General features: G+C 39.9%; 19 protein-coding genes, 2 pseudogenes and 1 riboswitch. Of the genes and pseudogenes, 16 read left to right on the top strand and 5 right to left on the bottom strand.

Annotation, left to right across the window (positions count from 1 at the left end; genetic code table 11):
• Window positions 1-140: 140 nt before the first annotated feature.
• The 5 genes and pseudogenes from ACJ9PY_RS17510 to ACJ9PY_RS17490 all read left to right on the top strand — a co-directional run bounded on the left by ACJ9PY_RS17510 (window position 141) and on the right by ACJ9PY_RS17490 (window position 6,597).
• Window positions 141-1,994: an LTA synthase family protein gene (locus tag ACJ9PY_RS17510; protein WP_411738639.1), complete on the top strand. Its 1,854-nt coding sequence runs from the start codon at window positions 141-143 to the stop codon at window positions 1,992-1,994.
• 98 nt (window positions 1,995-2,092) lie between these two features.
• Window positions 2,093-3,437: pseudogene (locus ACJ9PY_RS17505) on the top strand (IS3 family transposase).
• Between the two features lie 342 nt (window positions 3,438-3,779).
• Window positions 3,780-3,899, top strand: a pseudogene (locus ACJ9PY_RS17500) (transposase); the annotation flags it as partial.
• Window positions 3,900-4,084: 185 nt separating this feature from the next.
• Complete coding sequence (locus ACJ9PY_RS17495) at window positions 4,085-5,251, top strand: M14 family metallocarboxypeptidase (RefSeq protein WP_411738638.1); 1,167 nt, start codon at window positions 4,085-4,087, stop codon at window positions 5,249-5,251.
• Between the two features lie 173 nt (window positions 5,252-5,424).
• Window positions 5,425-6,597 (top strand): hypothetical protein, encoded by a 1,173-nt coding sequence (locus tag ACJ9PY_RS17490; RefSeq protein WP_411738637.1) that lies wholly within the window; start codon window positions 5,425-5,427, stop codon window positions 6,595-6,597.
• A 41-nt stretch (window positions 6,598-6,638) separates the two neighbouring features.
• On the opposite strand, the gene ACJ9PY_RS17485 is transcribed toward ACJ9PY_RS17490, so the two are convergent.
• Complete coding sequence (locus tag ACJ9PY_RS17485; protein ID WP_034308396.1) at window positions 6,639-6,812, bottom strand: DUF2759 domain-containing protein; 174 nt, start codon at window positions 6,810-6,812, stop codon at window positions 6,639-6,641.
• A 233-nt stretch (window positions 6,813-7,045) separates the two neighbouring features.
• On the opposite strand from ACJ9PY_RS17485, the gene ACJ9PY_RS17480 reads away from it, so the two are divergent.
• Both ACJ9PY_RS17480 and ACJ9PY_RS17475 read left to right on the top strand, forming a co-directional pair.
• Window positions 7,046-7,672 carry an MBL fold metallo-hydrolase gene (locus tag ACJ9PY_RS17480; protein ID WP_057278817.1) on the top strand — a complete coding sequence of 209 codons (627 nt, stop codon included), beginning with the start codon at window positions 7,046-7,048 and terminating at the stop codon, window positions 7,670-7,672.
• Between the two features lie 285 nt (window positions 7,673-7,957).
• Complete coding sequence (locus ACJ9PY_RS17475) at window positions 7,958-9,058, top strand: class I SAM-dependent methyltransferase (RefSeq protein ID WP_411738636.1); 1,101 nt, start codon at window positions 7,958-7,960, stop codon at window positions 9,056-9,058.
• A 52-nt stretch (window positions 9,059-9,110) separates the two neighbouring features.
• Here the strand turns inward: ACJ9PY_RS17475 and ACJ9PY_RS17470 are convergent, their stop codons facing one another.
• Window positions 9,111-9,353, bottom strand: a complete 243-nt coding sequence (locus tag ACJ9PY_RS17470; RefSeq protein ID WP_034308393.1) for a DUF2626 domain-containing protein — start codon at window positions 9,351-9,353, stop codon at window positions 9,111-9,113.
• Between the two features lie 85 nt (window positions 9,354-9,438).
• The gene (locus tag ACJ9PY_RS17465; protein WP_411738635.1) at window positions 9,439-10,140 is read right to left on the bottom strand and encodes a helix-turn-helix transcriptional regulator; all 702 of its coding nucleotides are present in this window, start codon (window positions 10,138-10,140) and stop codon (window positions 9,439-9,441) included.
• A 215-nt stretch (window positions 10,141-10,355) separates the two neighbouring features.
• Here ACJ9PY_RS17465 and ACJ9PY_RS17460 point away from each other — a divergent pair, with 215 nt between their 5' ends.
• The 9 genes from ACJ9PY_RS17460 (at window position 10,356) to ACJ9PY_RS17420 (ending at window position 15,206) form a co-directional block, all read left to right on the top strand.
• Window positions 10,356-10,736: a Spx/MgsR family RNA polymerase-binding regulatory protein gene (locus ACJ9PY_RS17460; RefSeq protein WP_095678573.1), complete on the top strand. Its 381-nt coding sequence runs from the start codon at window positions 10,356-10,358 to the stop codon at window positions 10,734-10,736.
• Between the two features lie 94 nt (window positions 10,737-10,830).
• Window positions 10,831-11,916: a competence type IV pilus ATPase ComGA gene (gene comGA, locus ACJ9PY_RS17455; RefSeq protein ID WP_372464768.1), complete on the top strand. Its 1,086-nt coding sequence runs from the start codon at window positions 10,831-10,833 to the stop codon at window positions 11,914-11,916.
• The gene (comGB, locus tag ACJ9PY_RS17450; protein ID WP_063575682.1) at window positions 11,900-12,934 is read left to right on the top strand and encodes a competence type IV pilus assembly protein ComGB; all 1,035 of its coding nucleotides are present in this window, start codon (window positions 11,900-11,902) and stop codon (window positions 12,932-12,934) included. The genes comGA and comGB overlap by 17 nt, the downstream gene beginning before the upstream one ends.
• A 77-nt stretch (window positions 12,935-13,011) precedes the next feature.
• On the top strand, window positions 13,012-13,323 hold the full coding sequence (gene comGC, locus ACJ9PY_RS17445) for a competence type IV pilus major pilin ComGC (RefSeq protein ID WP_034308384.1): 312 nt from the start codon (window positions 13,012-13,014) through the stop codon (window positions 13,321-13,323).
• Between the two features lie 7 nt (window positions 13,324-13,330).
• A complete protein-coding gene (gene comGD / locus ACJ9PY_RS17440) occupies window positions 13,331-13,774 on the top strand; it encodes a competence type IV pilus minor pilin ComGD (RefSeq protein ID WP_034308382.1) in 444 nt (147 codons plus the stop codon).
• Window positions 13,761-14,099, top strand: coding sequence for a type II secretion system protein (locus tag ACJ9PY_RS17435; protein ID WP_063575683.1), 339 nt, complete (start codon window positions 13,761-13,763; stop codon window positions 14,097-14,099). Before comGD ends, ACJ9PY_RS17435 begins: the two co-directional genes overlap by 14 nt.
• The gene (comGF, locus tag ACJ9PY_RS17430; protein WP_082854575.1) at window positions 14,047-14,526 is read left to right on the top strand and encodes a competence type IV pilus minor pilin ComGF; all 480 of its coding nucleotides are present in this window, start codon (window positions 14,047-14,049) and stop codon (window positions 14,524-14,526) included. The genes ACJ9PY_RS17435 and comGF overlap by 53 nt, the downstream gene beginning before the upstream one ends.
• A complete protein-coding gene (comGG, locus tag ACJ9PY_RS17425; protein WP_053535692.1) occupies window positions 14,519-14,905 on the top strand; it encodes a competence type IV pilus minor pilin ComGG in 387 nt (128 codons plus the stop codon). The genes comGF and comGG overlap by 8 nt, the downstream gene beginning before the upstream one ends.
• 115 nt (window positions 14,906-15,020) lie before the next feature.
• Complete coding sequence (locus tag ACJ9PY_RS17420) at window positions 15,021-15,206, top strand: YqzE family protein (RefSeq protein WP_057278811.1); 186 nt, start codon at window positions 15,021-15,023, stop codon at window positions 15,204-15,206.
• A gap of 43 nt (window positions 15,207-15,249) precedes the next feature.
• Here the strand turns inward: ACJ9PY_RS17420 and ACJ9PY_RS17415 are convergent, their stop codons facing one another.
• Both ACJ9PY_RS17415 and ACJ9PY_RS17410 read right to left on the bottom strand, forming a co-directional pair.
• Entirely contained in the window at window positions 15,250-16,047 is a 798-nt protein-coding gene (locus ACJ9PY_RS17415; RefSeq protein WP_048688306.1) for a YqhG family protein, read from the bottom strand.
• Window positions 16,025-17,713 (bottom strand): DEAD/DEAH box helicase, encoded by a 1,689-nt coding sequence (locus ACJ9PY_RS17410; RefSeq protein WP_057278810.1) that lies wholly within the window; start codon window positions 17,711-17,713, stop codon window positions 16,025-16,027. Before ACJ9PY_RS17410 ends, ACJ9PY_RS17415 begins: the two co-directional genes overlap by 23 nt.
• 377 nt (window positions 17,714-18,090) lie before the next feature.
• A riboswitch (glycine riboswitch) is annotated at window positions 18,091-18,178 on the top strand.
• The last annotated feature ends 7 nt before the right edge of the window (window positions 18,179-18,185 follow it).

The following is an 18,185-nucleotide window of genomic DNA, read 5'->3' as shown; positions in this document are numbered from 1 at the left end:
CTCTGGCAATCTGGGGTTATAAGAAAAAAAGATGGAATATTTAAAGATAGTTCCCCCTTTTTGAGGGGGAGAACCATGACCCATTATTGAGGCGCTCTGGATCGCAGATCCAGCGCTTCTTCGATGAGGAGGGACCAGGATTGAAAAGGGTCTTCAAAAAACAGGGATATTCATTGTTTTGGGTCGTATTGATTTCACTTTGGCTTAAAACATATATCGCCTATAAAACAAGTTTTGAGATAGATATTGATAATTGGATCCAGGAGTTCATACTATTCATCAATCCTGTCAGTTTCCTTTTACTTACACTTGGCGTGAATCTATTTTTAAAAGAAAATAGACGGACTGCATACTTATTGATCATGAGTTTTTTCATCACCTTCGTCCTCTTTGCCAATCTTGTTTTTTTTCGCTTTTTCAATGATTTTTTAACCATTCCCGTTCTTTTTCAAACGAGCAATATGAACGACCTTGGAAGCAGTGTACATGAATTGATCAATCCGAGTGATCTATTGTATTTTGCCGATATTCTGTGCTTGATGCTTCTGCTGAAATACAAACCAAAAGCATTCCATGAAAGTCGTTACAATCCCCAGGACCGTAAATTCTATTTGTTAATGGCTTTAGGAGTGACATTTTTTAACTTAGCTTTAGCGGAAGCGGCGCGTCCTGAACTCCTGACAAGAACGTTTGACCGCGAAATCCTCGTTAAGAATATCGGTACGTACCATTATCACCTCTATGATGCAATATTACAGACGAAATCATCAGCTCAACGTGCACTTGCTGATGGCAGTGAATTGTCGGAAATTGAAAATTATGTCCGTGCCAATCAAAAAGAAGTTAATGATGAACTTTATGGTCTGGCAAAAGGCAAAAATGTGATTCTTATATCATTGGAATCCACTCAAAGCTTTGTCATCAATAAAACTGTCAACGGGGAAGAAATCACTCCTTTTCTGAACCAATTCATTAAAGATAGCTATTATTTCAATAACTTTTATCACCAAACCGGCCAGGGGAAAACATCCGATTCAGAATTCATTATTGAGAATTCCCTCTATCCTTTAGGTAGAGGTGCAGTATTTTTCACTCATGCCCAAAATGAATACAAAGCCACACCTGAAATCTTAACGGAAAAAGGGTACTATACGGCTTCCTTGCATGCCAATAATAAAAGCTTTTGGAATCGTGATATAATGTACGATTCTCTTGGGTACCAACGGTTTTATGATAGTGATGAATACAAAGTGTCTGAAGGGAATTCCATCAATTGGGGTTTGAATGATAAATCGTTCTTCAAGCAATCAATTTCTCACTTGAAGAGGATGCCTGAGCCTTTTTATGCCAAGTTCATAACGTTAACCAATCATTTTCCATTCACTTTGAATGAAGAAGACCGGACATTGGAACCTTACGATTCTAATTCCAAAACATTGAATCAGTATTTTCCGACCGTACGTTATACCGACGAATCCTTGAAACAGTTTATCGGCGATTTGAAACGTAATGGATTATATGAGGATTCCATCATTGTTCTATATGGAGACCATTATGGAATTTCTGAAAATCACAACTCTGCCATGAGCCAGTTCCTTGGGAAGGAAATTACTCCTTTCGAATCGATCCAGCTTCAGCGTGTCCCACTCATCATACATGTCCCCGGGCAGAAGGGAAAAACGATTTCCACCGTTGCAGGCCAAATTGATGTAAGGCCGACTCTCCTTCATTTATTGGGAATTGAAAATGATGATTATATTGAATTCGGCAAAGATCTATTTTCCGAAGAGAAATTAGAGTTCACCGTTCTTCGCGATAGCAGTTTCATCACGAAGGATTACCTCTATACGATGGATACCTGCTATGATAAAAACACCGGGGCGGCGACTGCAAAGGATTCATGTGAGAAGTATTTGGAAAAGGCAAAGCAGGAGCTTGATTACTCCGACAAAATCATTTACGGAGATTTACTCCGATTTTATGAGCAGCGTTGAAAAAGGAAACCTGGCGCAATCCAGGTTTCAGACTGTAGACAAACTTGAACTGCCCCGTAAATGTTAGACACCAAACTAACATTTACGGGGTGTTTTTTATGGCTAATTTTTCTACCGAACAGAAAATATTCATTACACGACTTTACCTTGAAGGTGAGCACAGCTATATGGATCTTCAAAAAATATTTGAAGTTTCGTATCAAATAATTCAAGGATGGGTTCGTTTATACCAAATTCAAGGAGCCGATGGATTTAAGAAATCCTATACAAGTTATTCTACGGAGTTTAAAATGGATGTACTTAATTATATGAATGAAACGGGTATATCTTCTTACGACGCAGCCGCAAGGTTTAATATTTCATCTCCAGCACTAATTCGGACGTGGAGAATAAATGTTAATGCCTATGGATTAGATGCCCTAATTTCTAAGAAAAAGGGGAGACCATCCATGAAAAAAGATATCAATCCATCCAAACAAATTGAAGGTTCGGTTAAAGAGCTTGAAGAACGAATTAAACAACTAGAAATGGAGAATGCGTATTTAAAAAAGTTAAATACTTTAGTTCAAATGCAGGAAAAATTACAACCCAAATCAAAGCGCAAGTAATTTATGAACTAAAGTCCATTTATGAGGTTGTGGCCTTAATTAAAGTCGCTGATATTCCACGTAGCACGTACTATTATTGGGAAAAACGCTTGAATCGAGAAGATAAGTATTCGAAGGTAAAAGCCACTATTCAGTCTATCTATCATGAACATAAAGGACGTTACGGTTATCGTCGTATCACAAAAGAGTTAAAAAAATATGGGTTTTCTCACAATCCAAAGACCATCAACCGCCTCATGAATGAAATGGGCGTAAAATGTTTAGTCCGTATGAAAAAGTATCGTTCGTATAAGGGGCGTGTTGGTCGAATTGCCCCCCATATTTTACAACGTGATTTTCAAGCCGAGAAAATGAATCAAAAATGGGTAACAGACGTAACGGAATTTCATTTATTTGGGGAGAAACGTTACCTATCCCCTATCCTTGATTTATGTAATGGTGAAATTATTGCCTACAAAGTGATGAAACGCCCTGTTTATAAACTTGTTGGAGATATGTTAGATGAGGCGATTAAACACCTGAAACCAGAAGATACGGTCATCCTCCATTCGGATCAAGGGTGGCATTATCAAATGAAGAAGTATCAAAAAACCTTAAAAGATTCCCGCATTATACAATGTCCCGTAAGGGAAATTGTTTAGATAACGCAGTCATTGAAAACTTTTTTGGCTTGTTAAAGTCTGAATTGCTTTATCTCCAAGAGTTTGAAAGTATGGAGCACTTTGAAAAGGAATTAGATGATTATATACATTACTATAACCACAAACGAATGAAGGTAAAATTAAAAGACCTGAGTCCGATAGAATACCGAACTCAGGTCTTAGAAGCTGCTTAAATTATATGTCTAACTTTATTGGGTCAGATCAACTCGATGAAAATCGAGTTTGTCTACAGTTTTTTTGCTTGTACAAATTTGGACGTTGATTTCCACTTCAGGCACTCGCTTTCCGCGGGCGGTCCGGGAGCCTCCTCGGCGCACCTTGCGCCTGTGGGGTCTCCCTTGGACTCGCTATTCCCGCAGGAGTCTCGCACCCTCCGTTCCAATCAACTATGTTTAAAAATCTTGATAGAACTTCTTTTGCCTACAGTCTTTTTTGTTTTAAAACGGAAACAAATATGGCTTAACGTTGGTTCTTAGGCTATGGTTTTCATGATAAAATACCTTCATTTCTCAACTTTGCGTTGGACCACTTTAAGGGGACTTAAAAAATTATCGATGCAAGTGATGCTTACTTTCGCTGCCATTAATTTAAAGAAGATGGCCACGTGGACATGGCAAGGTCCTACAATGGCATAACATAGTGGCTCTAAGAGCCCAAATCTCTTAACCTTTTGTCTACAACCTGAAACCTGGCGCAATCCAGGTTTTTTCGCTTTTTCAGGGAAATCAGTATCCCTTACAATTATGAAACAAGAGACTTCCTGAACATCTTTCTGTTTTTCCCTTCATAAAGATAAAACAATGAAAGGGGCGGAGGCTGAATGAAAGTTGTGAGCAGAAGCGGGGATGATTTGGCATATTACAGTCAATTGTTCCAAATTCCCCGGGTTTTGATTGAGGATGCCAATCCGGCCATTACTGGCGGAGTTTTGCCAAATGGCATCGAAGTACAGATACCTGGATACATTGTTCAGCAAGAGTCCCGGTTAGATATCGATTTTGCTGAAATCGCTTTACAATATCACCTGCCAATCGATGGGATAGTATTATTGAATCAAGATGGACAAAAGCCTTTTTCGGTACCCGTCCGGGTGATGAATCCCGTGATAGTCACCGACAAGCCCTACGAGTATCAATCACTTCTTGACGATCTTGATGTTCTATCTTGTCATTACCCCTTTATTAAGGTTGAATCAGTCGGAAAGAGTGTGCTGGGAAAAGAACTCCTTGAGGTAAGAATCGGTCAAGGTGAAAAGATCATACATTATAACGGTTCATTCCACGCTAATGAATGGATCACTACGGCTGTTTTGATGAAATGGCTGAATGATTTTCTGCTGGCAGTAACGAATGATCGTACACTTTGCGGAATGGACTGTATGCCGTACTACCGGAATATGTCCATTTCGATCGTTCCAATGGTGAATCCGGATGGAGTCGACCTTGTCCTAAAGGGGGAGGAGGCGGCAGAGGGGAAGGTTGATGTTTTAAAAATAAATAGTGGCAATCCTGCCTTTTATGCTTGGAAAGCCAATATCCGCGGTGTAGACCTGAATAACCAATATCCTGCTAACTGGGAGGTTGAAAAGCGCAGAAAGATTCCAAAATCCCCTGCCCCGAGGGATTTTCCAGGAGAAACCGCGTTATCAGAACCAGAAGCATTGGCCATGAAGGAGCTGGCAATAAGACGGAATTTTGAAAGAGTGCTTGCACTTCACACCCAGGGAAAAGAATTCTATTGGGGATATGAGGGACATGAACCTGAACAGGCAGCGAATGTTGCGAGAGAGTTTGAGGAGCGCAGCGGATATCGGGCCGTAAAATACGTTGACAGCCATGCTGGGTATAAAGATTGGTTCATTCAGGAATTCAAACGCGGTGGATTCACAATCGAACTGGGAAAGGGCATCAATCCGCTTCCGCTATCCCATTTGCCTGGTATATATGAAGATTCCGTCAAGATTTTGATGGCAGGACTATATATGTGATGCATTCCCCCTAAGGAATATACTTCCAAAAAAATATAAGATCATTATCCGCCACATTTTCTCTTTTTTACTTTATAATGAAAGAGAGTAAGGACTCGATTGGTTAATCCTTACTCTCTTTCTAATGTCTCGCTCACATATGCCAGGCGTTTTAGTTTTGAAGTGGGAGGTGTGTGGAGATTAAAGTATCCAAAGCAGCACTTTGTATGCGGCTTTCCATTTGTAAGATGTTGTGTTTCGTCCCATTATTTATCTCCACTATCCTTCTTATCTCGGCTTGTGAGCCTTCCAAGGACCTTAGTAAACCCGTAAATGATACGGAAAAAGAACACTCCCAATCTAACCAGGAAACTTCAGTAAGCAATTTAAAGGTCCCGACCGCAGAAACGGAAAAAATCGAAGCCATTTTTGGATGGCTGGATTCAAAAACCATTTTATATTCTGTGAAGCGGGATGGTAATGAATTATCCCAGTTGATGGCATGGAATTTGGAAACGAATGAAACTTCCGTTTTCTATCAGCCGGCTTTTGCGTTTTCTGAAGTATCGATCAGTCCGTCTGGTACGCATATTTTGTTGTCGTCCTTTACCTCTTCGGATAAAGCATCAATTACAATACTTGATAAAACGGGGAATCCACTGTATTCCGTGGCAATCCCAGCCTATGAATTAGCTTATGAGTGGAATTCATTTAAAGATGGCCGGTTGTTTGTATCGAGCTTTTATGAAGATTGGACATACAGCAGTTATGTATTGAATCCAGATGAACAAACTATGGAAACCCTGGACTTTCCACAGCCTTTTGCTCAATGGGCAAGTGAAAATGACTTGATGTTTTTGGATTGGGACAAAGAAGAACCTGCTTTGACGGCTCCCCTAGAAAGAAAAGCGCTGCATGGGGATGGGGCAGACAGCCTTATGCTCGATGTCATTCACTTTAAAAAAATCAAGCAATCGCTGATGACGATTCAAGTGGAGACAGAAAAACAAGATCGGGGTACATATGCATTTTATGATCCGACAAACAAGCCGATCCACTCTTTTTCCGTGCCACTATTGAAAAGCTTTTCAGATTGGGTCATTCCATCCTATGATTTCATTGAAAAAAACAAGGAATTCATAACGTTTATTCCTAATGAATCAAAAGATGCGGACCAATATGAGGGAAGGTTTACCTTAACTAAATTTAATTGGGAAAAAGGCACACAAGAAGAATTGATGAAGGACATGGAAAATGAACCATTAAGCTGTTCGCTTGATGGCAACTTCTGCTTATATGGATATCAATTTGAGAAAATCATTGATATGAAAACCCATCAAATACAAAGATTGTTCAAACAAACATGATAACCTAAAACAAAAGCTCGCCGGATGGCGAGCTTTTTTCTTCAATGGGCAACAGGAAAACCGCTGTTGATGACAGTCATGACAGTGAACCAGCCAAACACGACCGCACTGCCGGCTGCAAAAATGAATCCTAAGAAGTTTCTCTTTTTTAATGAGGTAAACACAGCTGCTACTCCTAATATAGCCACAAGTCCGAAAACAACCATTAATATCATGTCAAAACCCCCTTTTTTCGTAATGAATACCTAATCCCTAATAATATACCCAGAGAATAAGGCAACTACCAAAAATATGTAGAAAAGATTGCATTTGTTAATATCTTAATATTTTTTCAATTATTTGTCGAGGCTTAATAGGTGACACTTCTATGACATGAGAAAACTGAATTAACATTAGCAGCTTAATTAGTGTAAGATAAAGATAGAAAATCATATTGGAGTTGATGGAAATGAAATGGACACAAATTCCTCTAGGCCCGCTGCAAACGAATTGTTATGTAGTTTCCGATGGACAGGATTGCATCATTTTCGATCCGGGTGAAGAGCCACAGAAAATTATACAGTACATACAAACAAAAAATTTAAAGCCTTTAGCGATTTTATTGACACATGCACATTTTGACCATATCGGTGCTCTGGATGCTATTCGGGATCATTATGGAATCCCTGCATATATTCATGAAAAAGAGGCCAAGTGGCTACTTGATCCAGCATTGAATGGTTCTCAAAACTGGTTCCCTGAAAATCCAATGCGAATGAAGCCTGCCGATCACATCTTGGCAAATGAGCAAGAGCTTACGATTGGAGGATTCACTTTCGAAGTATTCGAAACCCCTGGACACTCACCAGGGAGCGTTTCGTATTATGTGAAGGACGAACGTCTCCTCTTTTCTGGGGACGTCTTGTTCCAAGGAAGCGTTGGCAGAACCGATTTAATAGGCGGAAGCGAGTCAGTGCTCTTAAATAGCATTGAAACGAAGCTGCTGACACTTTCTGATGATGCTATCGTTTTTCCAGGTCATGGCCCTGTCACGACGATTCTGGATGAAAAGAATACCAATCCCTTTTTGAGATAATTACTTATACAGGTGCCGCTGTGGCACCTGTTTTTTTAAGTTCTTAATTATGTAAAAATATTGAAATGGGTCAATTCCGGAACTATACTGAATATAAAAAAACAGGGTCTTCCCCAATGTGCATTTTTGAGCCTCCTATGAAATTCATTTAGTGGATGCACTGTTATAACTGCGAGATGAAAATTGAACATTTTGTGAACTTTATTTTTGTGTTCATGTATAAATGTCGTTAAAAAACTTATTTACTATGTTAGATGGAAAATCATGGAGACGGAGGCTATTGTGTTGAAAAATCATTTAAAGGAATTGATTGCAGGAAACCCGCAAAAAAGAATCTCCTATAATGACTATATGGATGCTGTTTTATATACGCCAAAAATAGGCTACTATGCACGCGCAAAAGAGAAGATTGGCCCAAGAGGTGATTTTTATACGTCCGGCAATGTTGGGGATGCATTTGGGAGATCACTGGCGAGATGGTTCGTATATTTGATAAAAAGATGCGGAGTTTCACCAAGAATCATCGAGGTCGGCGCAGGGGACGGTAAACTGGCGTATGACATCCTCGTTTACATAAAAGAAACGGAACCGCAGATATGGGACTCTTTAACTTATGTTCTTGTGGATGGCAGTCCATTTCATAGAATGATTCAGCACGAACGTTTAGGGATATTCAAACAGGCAGTTTCTGCTGCCAGTTTAGAAAAATGGACGAATGTAAATGGAATCGTCTTTTCAAACGAACTTTTCGACGCGTTGCCTGTGTATGTCATTGAAAAGTATAAGGGAGCCTTGGTAGAGGTATTCGTCACTGAAAAAGAAGGAGATTTAGTAGAAGAGAGAGAACCTTTGGACAACCCTGACATTCTTTCTTACCTTACTGAACGAAAAATCACCTTAAATGAAAAACAACGATACGAAGTTCCGCTAAACATGATCCGTGAATATGAGAAGATCGTTTCCTGTATCGAATCGGGTATTCTCCTTACAATTGATTATGGCTATACCGATAGGGAATGGAAGGAGCCAACTCATCTTCAAGGGAGCTTGAGGGGCTATTATCGCCATCAAATGATTAAAGATGCACTTATGTATCCTGGTGATATGGATCTGACGACACATATCCATTTTGACACATTAATCGAGATTGGAAAAAGAAAGGATCTTTCCAATCGAGGGCTTTTTCTTCAAAATGAATTCTTGCTTAAAGCAGGGATACTAGAGGAATTGAAGGACCATCAAGGAACTGATCCATTCTCGAAAACGGCAAAGCGTAATCGGGCAATCCGGGGGCTGATCGTTCCTGGGGGATTTAGTGAACATTTCAAAGTGTTGCTTCAATCGAAGAATTTAGCAGATGATGTAAGGATCTTTCCTGAATGGTGACAAGTAAAAACCCATGAATCCAAATTCATGGGTTATGTAATATTGCTTGTTCTTAATGAGCAGCACCCGGAGTCATCATAAATACGCTCCAGTAGGAAAATCCTGCAAAGAAAACGGTAAGATAGGCGCCGAAAACATAGATATACATGCGCTCGGATAATTTCAAATAACTTAAAAGTACAAAAAAGATCGTTTGTGCAAAGAAAAGCAAAGACGTTTGATGCATATGGCCAAGATAAAAGAAAATGGCCATAATTCCTGTCCAAAATCCACATACTCTGAACATGCGTTCCATCCGAATCCCTCCTTATGTCTAGTCGTGTACATTCTAAATAATTATAAATGAAATTGTAAGGTAATGTAAAGGATGCCTTTTGTTTCTATGTGAGAACCGAAGCCTGGTATGAGCATGCTGCACAATTGGACATCATATTTTCTATTTCCACAATAGTGACATTCTCAAACAAGGCTTCGAACATACCTTTTAAAAATGAATTATGCATGGAACAGATTGTTCCTGGCTCGACTTCAGTAACTTCCTTAAACGGGCAATTGAAGATACGGAAGGATATTTTATTTTCTTCTTCGCTTGCTTGTATTTCAGGAGATAACCCTGCAATGGTAGCCGCATTTTTAAGCATGTTGACTTTTTCCGCAAAAGCAAGCCGATCGATCGATGTCGAGTTCAGGGCAAGTTGCTGATTGATCAATTCCTCCCCAAATACTTTTCCCGTTGCATAAAGAGCCTGTTTTCCTTGTTCCCCTAATGTCATCATCGACTGGACGGCAATCTTTGCAAGCAGCTGATAGTTCCTATATGGAAAATGAAGCTGTATGACTTTGTCAGATAATCGATAAAGTCTGCTTGGGCGGCCGCCTTTCCCGGTCTTTCGGGAAATCGAGGTCAACATATCGATATCCTCAAGTTTTGACAAATGTAGACGGGCAACATTTGGATGGATGTTGAATGAATCGGCGATTTCCTGTACCGATACATCACCATGGTTGTTCACTATATGCTGATATATATAATATCTGGTGGGATCAGCTAACACGTTTGTTATTTTTAACGTTTGTTCCATTACACCCTCCTGCTATTCCATAGTTTACCTATGTCCATTATAATGCAGGCAGAAAAAAATGGAATAAGGGAAAGGGCAAACACTCTTTAGTTTAAAAAACGTTCACATTTAAAACGGTTTTATAAAGCAAATATGTATACATTAATTATACAAACGTTGTACAATAATTGTATAAACTATAAATGTATACAAAATGTGAACGGGGAGTGATTAGTATGGCACAGTTAACTTTCTTTTCGTATCCAAGCTGTACATCTTGCCGCAAAACAAAAAAATGGTTAAGCGCCAATCAAGTTTCCTTCGATGAGCGACATTTATTCAGAGAGACTCCAACTGTAGCAGAGTTAAAAAGAATTCTTGAATTGACATCGGAGGGACTTGATGAAGTCTTGGCGACAAGAAGTGAAGCTTACAAAGACTTACAAGTTAATATTGACGAAATGATGCTTTCTGATGTCATCCAATTATTAACAAAAGAACCGAAGTTATTAAGAAGGCCCATTCTCATAGACGGGGAAAAACTGGTGATTGGCCATAATGTAGATGCATTAAGAAATTTGGTTTCCCGGAGACTTGATTTGAAAATAAGCATGTGAGATGATTCTCGAAGTTTTTCGGGAATTTTTTTTATTCTGAAGCAGGAATTTGTTGTGGATTGTCGAATCAATACAACAAGAAACATAGGAGGTGATGAATGAATTGATATCGATTGAAAAGACTGCAGAAAAAATACTAACCCGTGCCATCGTGGAATCGGCATCGGATATCCACATTTTTTTTCGCGGAGAGGGGCCTCACATCCAATTCAGGATAGACAATAAGCTTGTTCCCCAGGAAACATTATCATTCTTTGAAGCTGAAAGGCTGATCGCCCATTTGAAGTTCCTTGCCTCGATGGATATAGGGGAGAAAAGGAGGCCCCAGAGTGGTGCCATCACCATCAATTTGGCTAACCAGGTGGTCGGACTCCGCCTTTCCACTTTACCCACTGCCCATCTCGAAAGTTTGGTCATCCGCTTAATACCCCAACAGAATATCCTTCCTCTAGAACAGTTATCCTTATTTCCAAACACCGTTCAAAAATTGATTGCACTCTTGAAGCATTCCCATGGCATGCTCATATTTACCGGCCCGACCGGCAGTGGGAAAACCACGACACTATATTCCCTGCTTCACCACGCCCATGAGATGATCAATCGAAATATCATTACACTTGAAGATCCCATTGAAAATGTATCCGAAAAGGTATTGCAAGTCCAAATCAATGAAAAGGCGGGCATTACGTATTCAGTCGGCCTAAAAGCTGTTCTGAGGCATGACCCGGACGTGATCATGGTTGGGGAAGTCCGGGATGCAGAAACTGCCAAAATCGCAGTCCGTGCCGCATTAACCGGTCATTTGATACTAACGACCATGCATACGAGGGACGCCCAGGGCGCCATCTCCAGATTACTGGAATTTGGTGTCAGCTTACTTGAGGTTGAACAGACTTTGATTGGCGTGACAGCGCAGCGGCTGGTTGAATTGCGATGTCTTCCGTGTAAAGGGGACTGTGCTTTAGCATGCAAAATGACTGCAAGGAATAAAAGGGCAAGTGTATATGAATTGCTATATGGAAAAAGCCTGGCTGAAGTTCTCCGGATAATGGGAGATGAAAAAGAAATGGCAACGGTCAGCTACCGCCAATTAAAGGATGAAATCGGAAAAGCGGTTGCGATGGGCTATGTGGGATCTCAGGAATATGAACGGCTGGTCTACCATGAAACCAAAAAGTAAATGGAAGGTAAAAGAGCAGGCGGTCTTTATTTCGAAGCTAGGTGAATTATTGAATCATGGTTATCCTTTGGCGGAAGCTTTACATTTTCTTGAGTTTCAGGAATCAAAGAAGAAAGCGGAAGACTTCACTCAGGCTATAGCCGATTTAAGGAACGGCTACCCGTTGCACATGGTGCTGACCCATCTTAATTTTCATCCGCAGCTTGTAAGTTATATATTTTATGGAGAACAATATGGCGACCTGGAACGGGCGTTGAAAGAAGGTGGGCGATATTGGAAGAAAAGAATCGAGGATATGGATAAAGTAAAAAAGTTAATGGTGTATCCCGTATTCTTAGTCTTTTTTGTAAGCATCGTTTTTTATATTCTTCAGAGTGTTCTCCTTCCCCAATTCCAGACCATCTATTTCACGATGGATGTCGATCAGCATATTCTCTTAAGATTAATGTCAGCCTCCACGTTCATTCTTCCAGCACTACCCTTCTTACTACTCGGATTGCTCCTATTCTTGTATGCACTCAAACGATTTTGGTTCAATGGATTATGCCCATTAAGGCAGCGAAGGATTTTGATGGGAATTCCGATATTCGGGAGGTTCATCAAATTATACGAAACTTATTTTTTTGCAAGCCAATTCAGTGGCTTGCTTTCCGGAGGACTATCGATTAACGATAGCATCAAATTATTCTCGATAAATCAACAGCAGCCTTTTTACCAAAAACTTTGCAATATCATCAAGGATGATCTGATCGAGGGCAGATCACTGGAAATGATTTTTCGGGAGCTCCCATATTTTGATGGGAATTTACCGGTCGTCGCTGCAAATGGTCAAAAATACGGCAGACTTGATGCCGAGTTACTTCATTACAGTCGTTTTATACTGGAGAAAATTGAAGAGAGAATGAATGCAATCTTGAAAATCATTCAGCCTCTAATGTTTTCACTGATAGGTCTTTTGATCGTGTCCATTTATTTGGCGGTTTTGCTGCCGATGTTCTCACTGCTCGAAGGTTTATAGGATTTCATTTTTGTATTCCGGAGGTGAAAATGCCCGAAGGTCATCTGGTATTCAGATGCTTTTAGGAGCATGATGATATGTTGAAGAAAGTGATGAATGAACGTGGTTTTACCCTAATAGAAATGCTTATTGTTTTACTGGTGATATCCATCCTTTTGATTATAACAATCCCCAATATCACGAAAAACCAATCCACAATCCAGTCTAAAGGATGTGAAGCTTTCGTTAAGATGGCCCAAGCACAGGTGCAGGCTTATGAAATCGATAATGCTAAACTGCCCGAAAGTATCGGTGAATTGGAAAGTCAAGGCTATCTCAAACAGACATCCTGCCCTAATGGGGATGAAATTAGTTTGGATAGTAAAGGAAAGATAACGGTCGTTGAGTAGGAGAGAAGTGAATATACGGCATTCCGATGGTGGGTATACACTATCTGAAACCCTTATTGTCCTCGCTATTTTTGTACTCCTAATTTCCATTGGTCCTAATCTATATCCCAGCTTCACTAAAGGAATGGAAAATAGGCTTTTTCTTTCACAATTTCATGAAGATCTTTTCTATGCTCAACAGTATGCCATCAGTCATAAGAGCTTGATTTACCTCCATATTGATAATACCGAAAAGATTTATACCGTTTCGTCTTATAAGGAGGGGATCGTTTTAGAGAGAAGCATACCAGAGGATATCCAGTTTTTAAGCGGCACTTTGGGGTTCAGCTTTCATTTTAATCAATATGGAAATGCATCCAAAGCCGGAACGATTATGATTGATACCTCAAAGGGAAAGTACAAGCTGGTCCTCAATATCGGTAAAGGGAGGTTCCGGATTGAGAAATTGTAAAGGGTATGTCTACCTTGAGCTGATGGCCGCATTTTCTATTTGTATATTTCTGGCCCTTGCCATTTTACCAATTCTTGAAGAGGTATTGACGCAGCGGAAAGATATTCCAGTAAGGACCGAAGCCCACCATTTATTATATGAAAGATTGACGGCGTTCATGGATGGGGAGATTCAAGCAGTTGGTCAGGAAATCATTTACAAAAAAAGAAGCTTTGAATTGTTTTGGAAGGACCATGGGGATTTCCCGGGAATGATTGAAGGGTGTGTACGCTATGAACATGAAACGGGTAATTGGGAATCCATTTGTGATGCTGCGAAAAAATGATGGCTTTACGATGATCGAATTGCTTTTTTCATTATTGATTTTAATGACGACGTCGCTTTTTGTTCTGCAGCTCTTCTCGATCATTCACACCCAGATGAGGTCCGTTGATAAATTGCATCCTAAGGAGTGGGAGGTCTTTACCATGCAAGTGAAGCAGGAGGTCCGGAGTTCCAAAGCACAAGATGTAATGGGAAATAAATTATATTTGCTTTCAGGTGAACAATTAGCATCGCTGGAACAATATGAAGATAAGGTCCGAAGACGAGTGGATGGTATGGGGCATGAGGTCATCTTGCAGAACATTTCGGAATTCCAGGTCAATAAGGATGGCAGTGTCATTGTTATAAATATAACGGATAAAGCAGGGACTACATTCAGTCGAAGATTTCATCCTTTCTTTAGGAATGATACGAAAATTGATGAATAATCAAAAAGGAGTCGTTTTCCCGATGGTCATGATTGTGGCGAGTGTTTTCATCATGTTCACGATACTAATGATCGACCAGTTTATCATTGATAAAAAGTTTTATAAAGAAGTGGAAGAGTCGCTTGTGGCCGACCATCTTGTCCATCTAGCCATCAAGGATGTGACGGCAGAGTGGGGCGAAGAGATTCCGAAAATCATCCAGGGGGAAATATCATATCCCAATGGTGTGGTGCGATATTCCTTAATGAAGCAAGAAGGTCCTTACGTCTATATCGAGTTTTCTTCCAAAACTAAAAATGATCGAGAGGGCAGGGTCATCATTCAATACGATAAAGAAGCGGGGGAAGTGAAAGAATGGTTGGAGAAGCAAGCTGTGTAATAGCAAAATCAACACCATTTTATTAGGGAACGCGACAGGTTTACGGTGAAGGGAGCAAGGAAAGGAATAAAAAAAGCGTAAACCGGACATACTTTGCGTAGGGTGATGATTTTATATGTCTACAAACGCTTATATTAAATATCTGACGCAGCAGCTTGTCGAGTATTTCAATCTGACGAAAAAAGAACGAAAAGAAAAACGCCTTCACAGAAAAGAGGATAAAAACCAGGGTATGTCACATTGGTTTGGCATTGTCCCTTTTGCTTTGTCGATGTTTATAAGGAAAACGATCAAAAAGTAAAACAGATGTCCTGAACTTGGACATCTGTTTTTTTGTTTTTTCCTTATCCCAACGCCCTATCTGAAAGGTAAAATAATCCTCCGTTGATGATGGATATTCTGATGTTGGGTTCATATTGTGCTTTTAGTGCTTCTTTTTCGGTATAATAGCTCTCACTTTTTTCGTCCATATCCTTGTAAAAATGCTCCAATAAATTCAAGTCATTCTGCCAGCGCAGCATTGCTTCCTCCGCCCAGGAATGGTCATCATCCTCGAAACTGGTTCTGATGTATGTATCAAGTCTTGCCAATCCACTCTTGGGCATGATCAGAGGTGAAAGCGTAAAGGAATAATCCGGTATTTTCGGGGTGACGTTAATCGGTAAAACCCGATGGTGAAACCCTTCCATTATTTCCCCCGAGATTAAATTCAGTCCGATTGACATGAAAGTATCTTTTTTGCGGTCGCATTGATAGGATATTTTCACATTCAGGGTCAGCCAAGGAAACAAAGGATTATTTCTGCCTTTTGATGGAGGCGTATTCTCAAAAAGTCTAGTATACCCTGCCAGCTTTTTGGTTGATTGAATAATCTGGTGAAGACGAGGGGAGCCAAAATGAATCATTTCTCCCTTTAAATCGGATGGAGCTTGTTCTGGATCGGTAATGAAAGTGATTTGTGCCGGGTTCGGAACACCTCCTGTTTTTTCTAGATAATGCCAATAAAAGGGTCTGTTCATTAATTCTTTATCCATCTCAATCGTCAATTGCACTGTAAGGTGGGTTGGTGCATTATCCAGTATTTCACAATCGTTGGCTTTAAAGAAAGTGATTAAAAAATCATGAATTTCCCGTTGCTGCATGAACCTCACCTTCCTTCATTGATTGAGCGAATTGGATCAACGATGAAAAATTATCCATCTTGATTTTCATTTCGCCTTCTGTTTTGGACTCGCCGACCACATCAATTAAATATTCTTCAATGTTGTTAATATCCAGTTTGGTTAAAATATCATCCAATTCACCGATTACTTTTTCAAATAAATTTATTTTTTCGTATAGTAACTTCAGTATATGTTCTTCAACTGTATTTTTCGTGGCAAAGTTATAAATCATCACATCTTCTTCCTGACCAAGGCGGTGAATCCGTCCAATTCTCTGTTCAAGCCTCATTGGGTTCCAGGGCAGGTCAAAATTAATCAAGTGATGGCAAAACTGAAGGTTTATCCCTTCCCCGCCAGCTTCTGTTGCGATTAATACCTGAATGTTCTTTTGGAATAATTCACGCATCCAGTCTTTCTTTCCGCGCTTAAAACCTCCTCGGAAAGGAACAGAAGAAATTCCATTCTGCTGTAGGTACCATTGGAGATATAGTTGAGTCGCCCTATATTCCGTAAAGATTATCACTTTGTCATCAATTTTCTTGATCAGTTCCAAAGCTTTTTCAGCCTTTGAGTTCTGGACCGTTTCATTCACTTTAGTAAATAAATCATCAAGCTTTGCCAAAAAATCAGGGGAAGGCTGATCGTATTTATCTCTCATATTCTTTAATGTATAAAAGACAGCCTCTCTGCTGCTGCATGCTTCCCTTTGGAGAGTGAGAGCCGAAAAGGCGCTTCCTTTTGATCCATCCGAAATTGGCTTGAATTTGGAAACAGCATCATATAATGCTTGTTCCGTTGGAGAAAATTCAATGGTGATGGTTTCCACATGCCGTTTTGTCCATTCAATGCCAGTATCGGCCCGCCGGTTTCGAATCATGACAGTGTTGACAAGTTCCTTTAGGTGTTCATCTTCAGTTATGTTCCGGCCTTTCCCTTTATACTTTTCCGAAAAGAGTGAGGCATTTCCCAAGTGGCCCGGTTTCAATAACGAAACGAGGTGGAATATCTCCTCGACTTTATTTTGAATCGGAGTGGCTGTCAGGAGTAAGCAAAATTTCTTTTTCAGATTTTGGACGAATTCATAGTTCTTCGTCTTATTATTTTTAAGTTTATGAGCTTCATCAATAATGATGAAGTCATATTCCTGAGTAAAGATGATATCTCGATGTGGAGCGCGTTTCGCTGTATCAATTGATGAAATGACTACATCACAGGAGTCCCAGACATAACTTTTTCTCTGAACGACTGCCGGAATATGAAACTTGGTATTCAATTCAAATGCCCATTGTGTGACAAGGGAAGCCGGAACAAGGATCAATACTTTTTTTACAAGGCCCCTAATCATATACTCTTTTAGGATCAAGCCTGCTTCAATTGTTTTTCCCAGCCCTACTTCATCAGCCAAAATGGCTTTTCCATTCATTTTTTCCACTACTTGCTTCGCCGCTTCCAATTGATGGGGAAGCGGGGTTAGCTGAGGAAGGTGCTTGGGCGCCTGTAAACCTTCAAAATCAGGGATGATAAGGTTTTCCTCCATTTGAACCGCCAACTTATAAAGCTCCCAATTTCCCCATGGACCGTCATTTTCCATCTTTTGCAGAAACTCGTCATTCCATTCAGAATTGAAGGATATATTGATTTTCATAGAAATAACTCCCTCTTAAATCATAATTTCCTTAATATAAGGTCAAAACCCGAACATTTCATATGTGAAGTAAGAAAAATATTTCTTTTTTAAAAAATATTGCAGAGATAAGTTTCTTAGGGTAGGATATAAGTATATTTAGAAAATTCCAATTTCCAAACGCTACAAAGAATGTTTGTACATCGATTTTGCAGTTCGCGTTTTCTTAGTATGGGCTATAGGCTCCTAGTTTATCCAAGATTACTGAAGGAGATCAGTCAAACGGTTTCTGAAGTTTTAGGAGAATTGGCAGAGAATGCATTCCATTTATGCTCAAAGGTTTTACCGATGCTTGGGGCTTATTGGCTTCCTTTCAATGGTAGACCATTTATATGCGGGTGAAGATAAGGGGAGAGACTACGGATGTAGCGCCGAAGGAGCAAACTTAGCAGTGAATCTCTCAGGCAAAAGAACTCTTATTGGACGCAACTCT

Origin of the sequence: Peribacillus sp. S4, assembly GCF_046715815.1 — a bacterium.
Classification (GTDB): domain Bacteria; phylum Bacillota; class Bacilli; order Bacillales; family DSM-1321; genus Peribacillus; species Peribacillus frigoritolerans.
Note: the sequence above shows the minus strand (reverse complement) of the source record. Positions and strands in the feature narration are given on the sequence as shown.

Excerpts from the sequence above, each read along its gene's own strand:
- ACJ9PY_RS17495 (WP_411738638.1), top strand. The coding sequence starts at position 4,085 with ATGAAAGTTGTGAGCAGAAGCGGGGATGATTTGGCATATTACAGTCAA.
- ACJ9PY_RS17485 (WP_034308396.1), bottom strand. The coding sequence starts at position 6,812 with ATGATATTAATGGTTGTTTTCGGACTTGTGGCTATATTAGGAGTAGCA.
- ACJ9PY_RS17480 (WP_057278817.1), top strand. The coding sequence starts at position 7,046 with ATGAAATGGACACAAATTCCTCTAGGCCCGCTGCAAACGAATTGTTAT.
- ACJ9PY_RS17470 (WP_034308393.1), bottom strand. The coding sequence starts at position 9,353 with ATGGAACGCATGTTCAGAGTATGTGGATTTTGGACAGGAATTATGGCC.
- ACJ9PY_RS17465 (WP_411738635.1), bottom strand. The coding sequence starts at position 10,140 with ATGGAACAAACGTTAAAAATAACAAACGTGTTAGCTGATCCCACCAGA.
- ACJ9PY_RS17460 (WP_095678573.1), top strand. The coding sequence starts at position 10,356 with ATGGCACAGTTAACTTTCTTTTCGTATCCAAGCTGTACATCTTGCCGC.
- comGA (WP_372464768.1), top strand. The coding sequence starts at position 10,831 with ATGAATGAATTGATATCGATTGAAAAGACTGCAGAAAAAATACTAACC.
- comGB (WP_063575682.1), top strand. The coding sequence starts at position 11,900 with ATGAAACCAAAAAGTAAATGGAAGGTAAAAGAGCAGGCGGTCTTTATT.
- comGC (WP_034308384.1), top strand. The coding sequence starts at position 13,012 with ATGTTGAAGAAAGTGATGAATGAACGTGGTTTTACCCTAATAGAAATG.
- comGF (WP_082854575.1), top strand. The coding sequence starts at position 14,047 with ATGAACATGAAACGGGTAATTGGGAATCCATTTGTGATGCTGCGAAAA.
- comGG (WP_053535692.1), top strand. The coding sequence starts at position 14,519 with ATGAATAATCAAAAAGGAGTCGTTTTCCCGATGGTCATGATTGTGGCG.
- ACJ9PY_RS17420 (WP_057278811.1), top strand. The coding sequence starts at position 15,021 with ATGTCTACAAACGCTTATATTAAATATCTGACGCAGCAGCTTGTCGAG.
- ACJ9PY_RS17415 (WP_048688306.1), bottom strand. The coding sequence starts at position 16,047 with ATGCAGCAACGGGAAATTCATGATTTTTTAATCACTTTCTTTAAAGCC.
- ACJ9PY_RS17410 (WP_057278810.1), bottom strand. The coding sequence starts at position 17,713 with ATGAAAATCAATATATCCTTCAATTCTGAATGGAATGACGAGTTTCTG.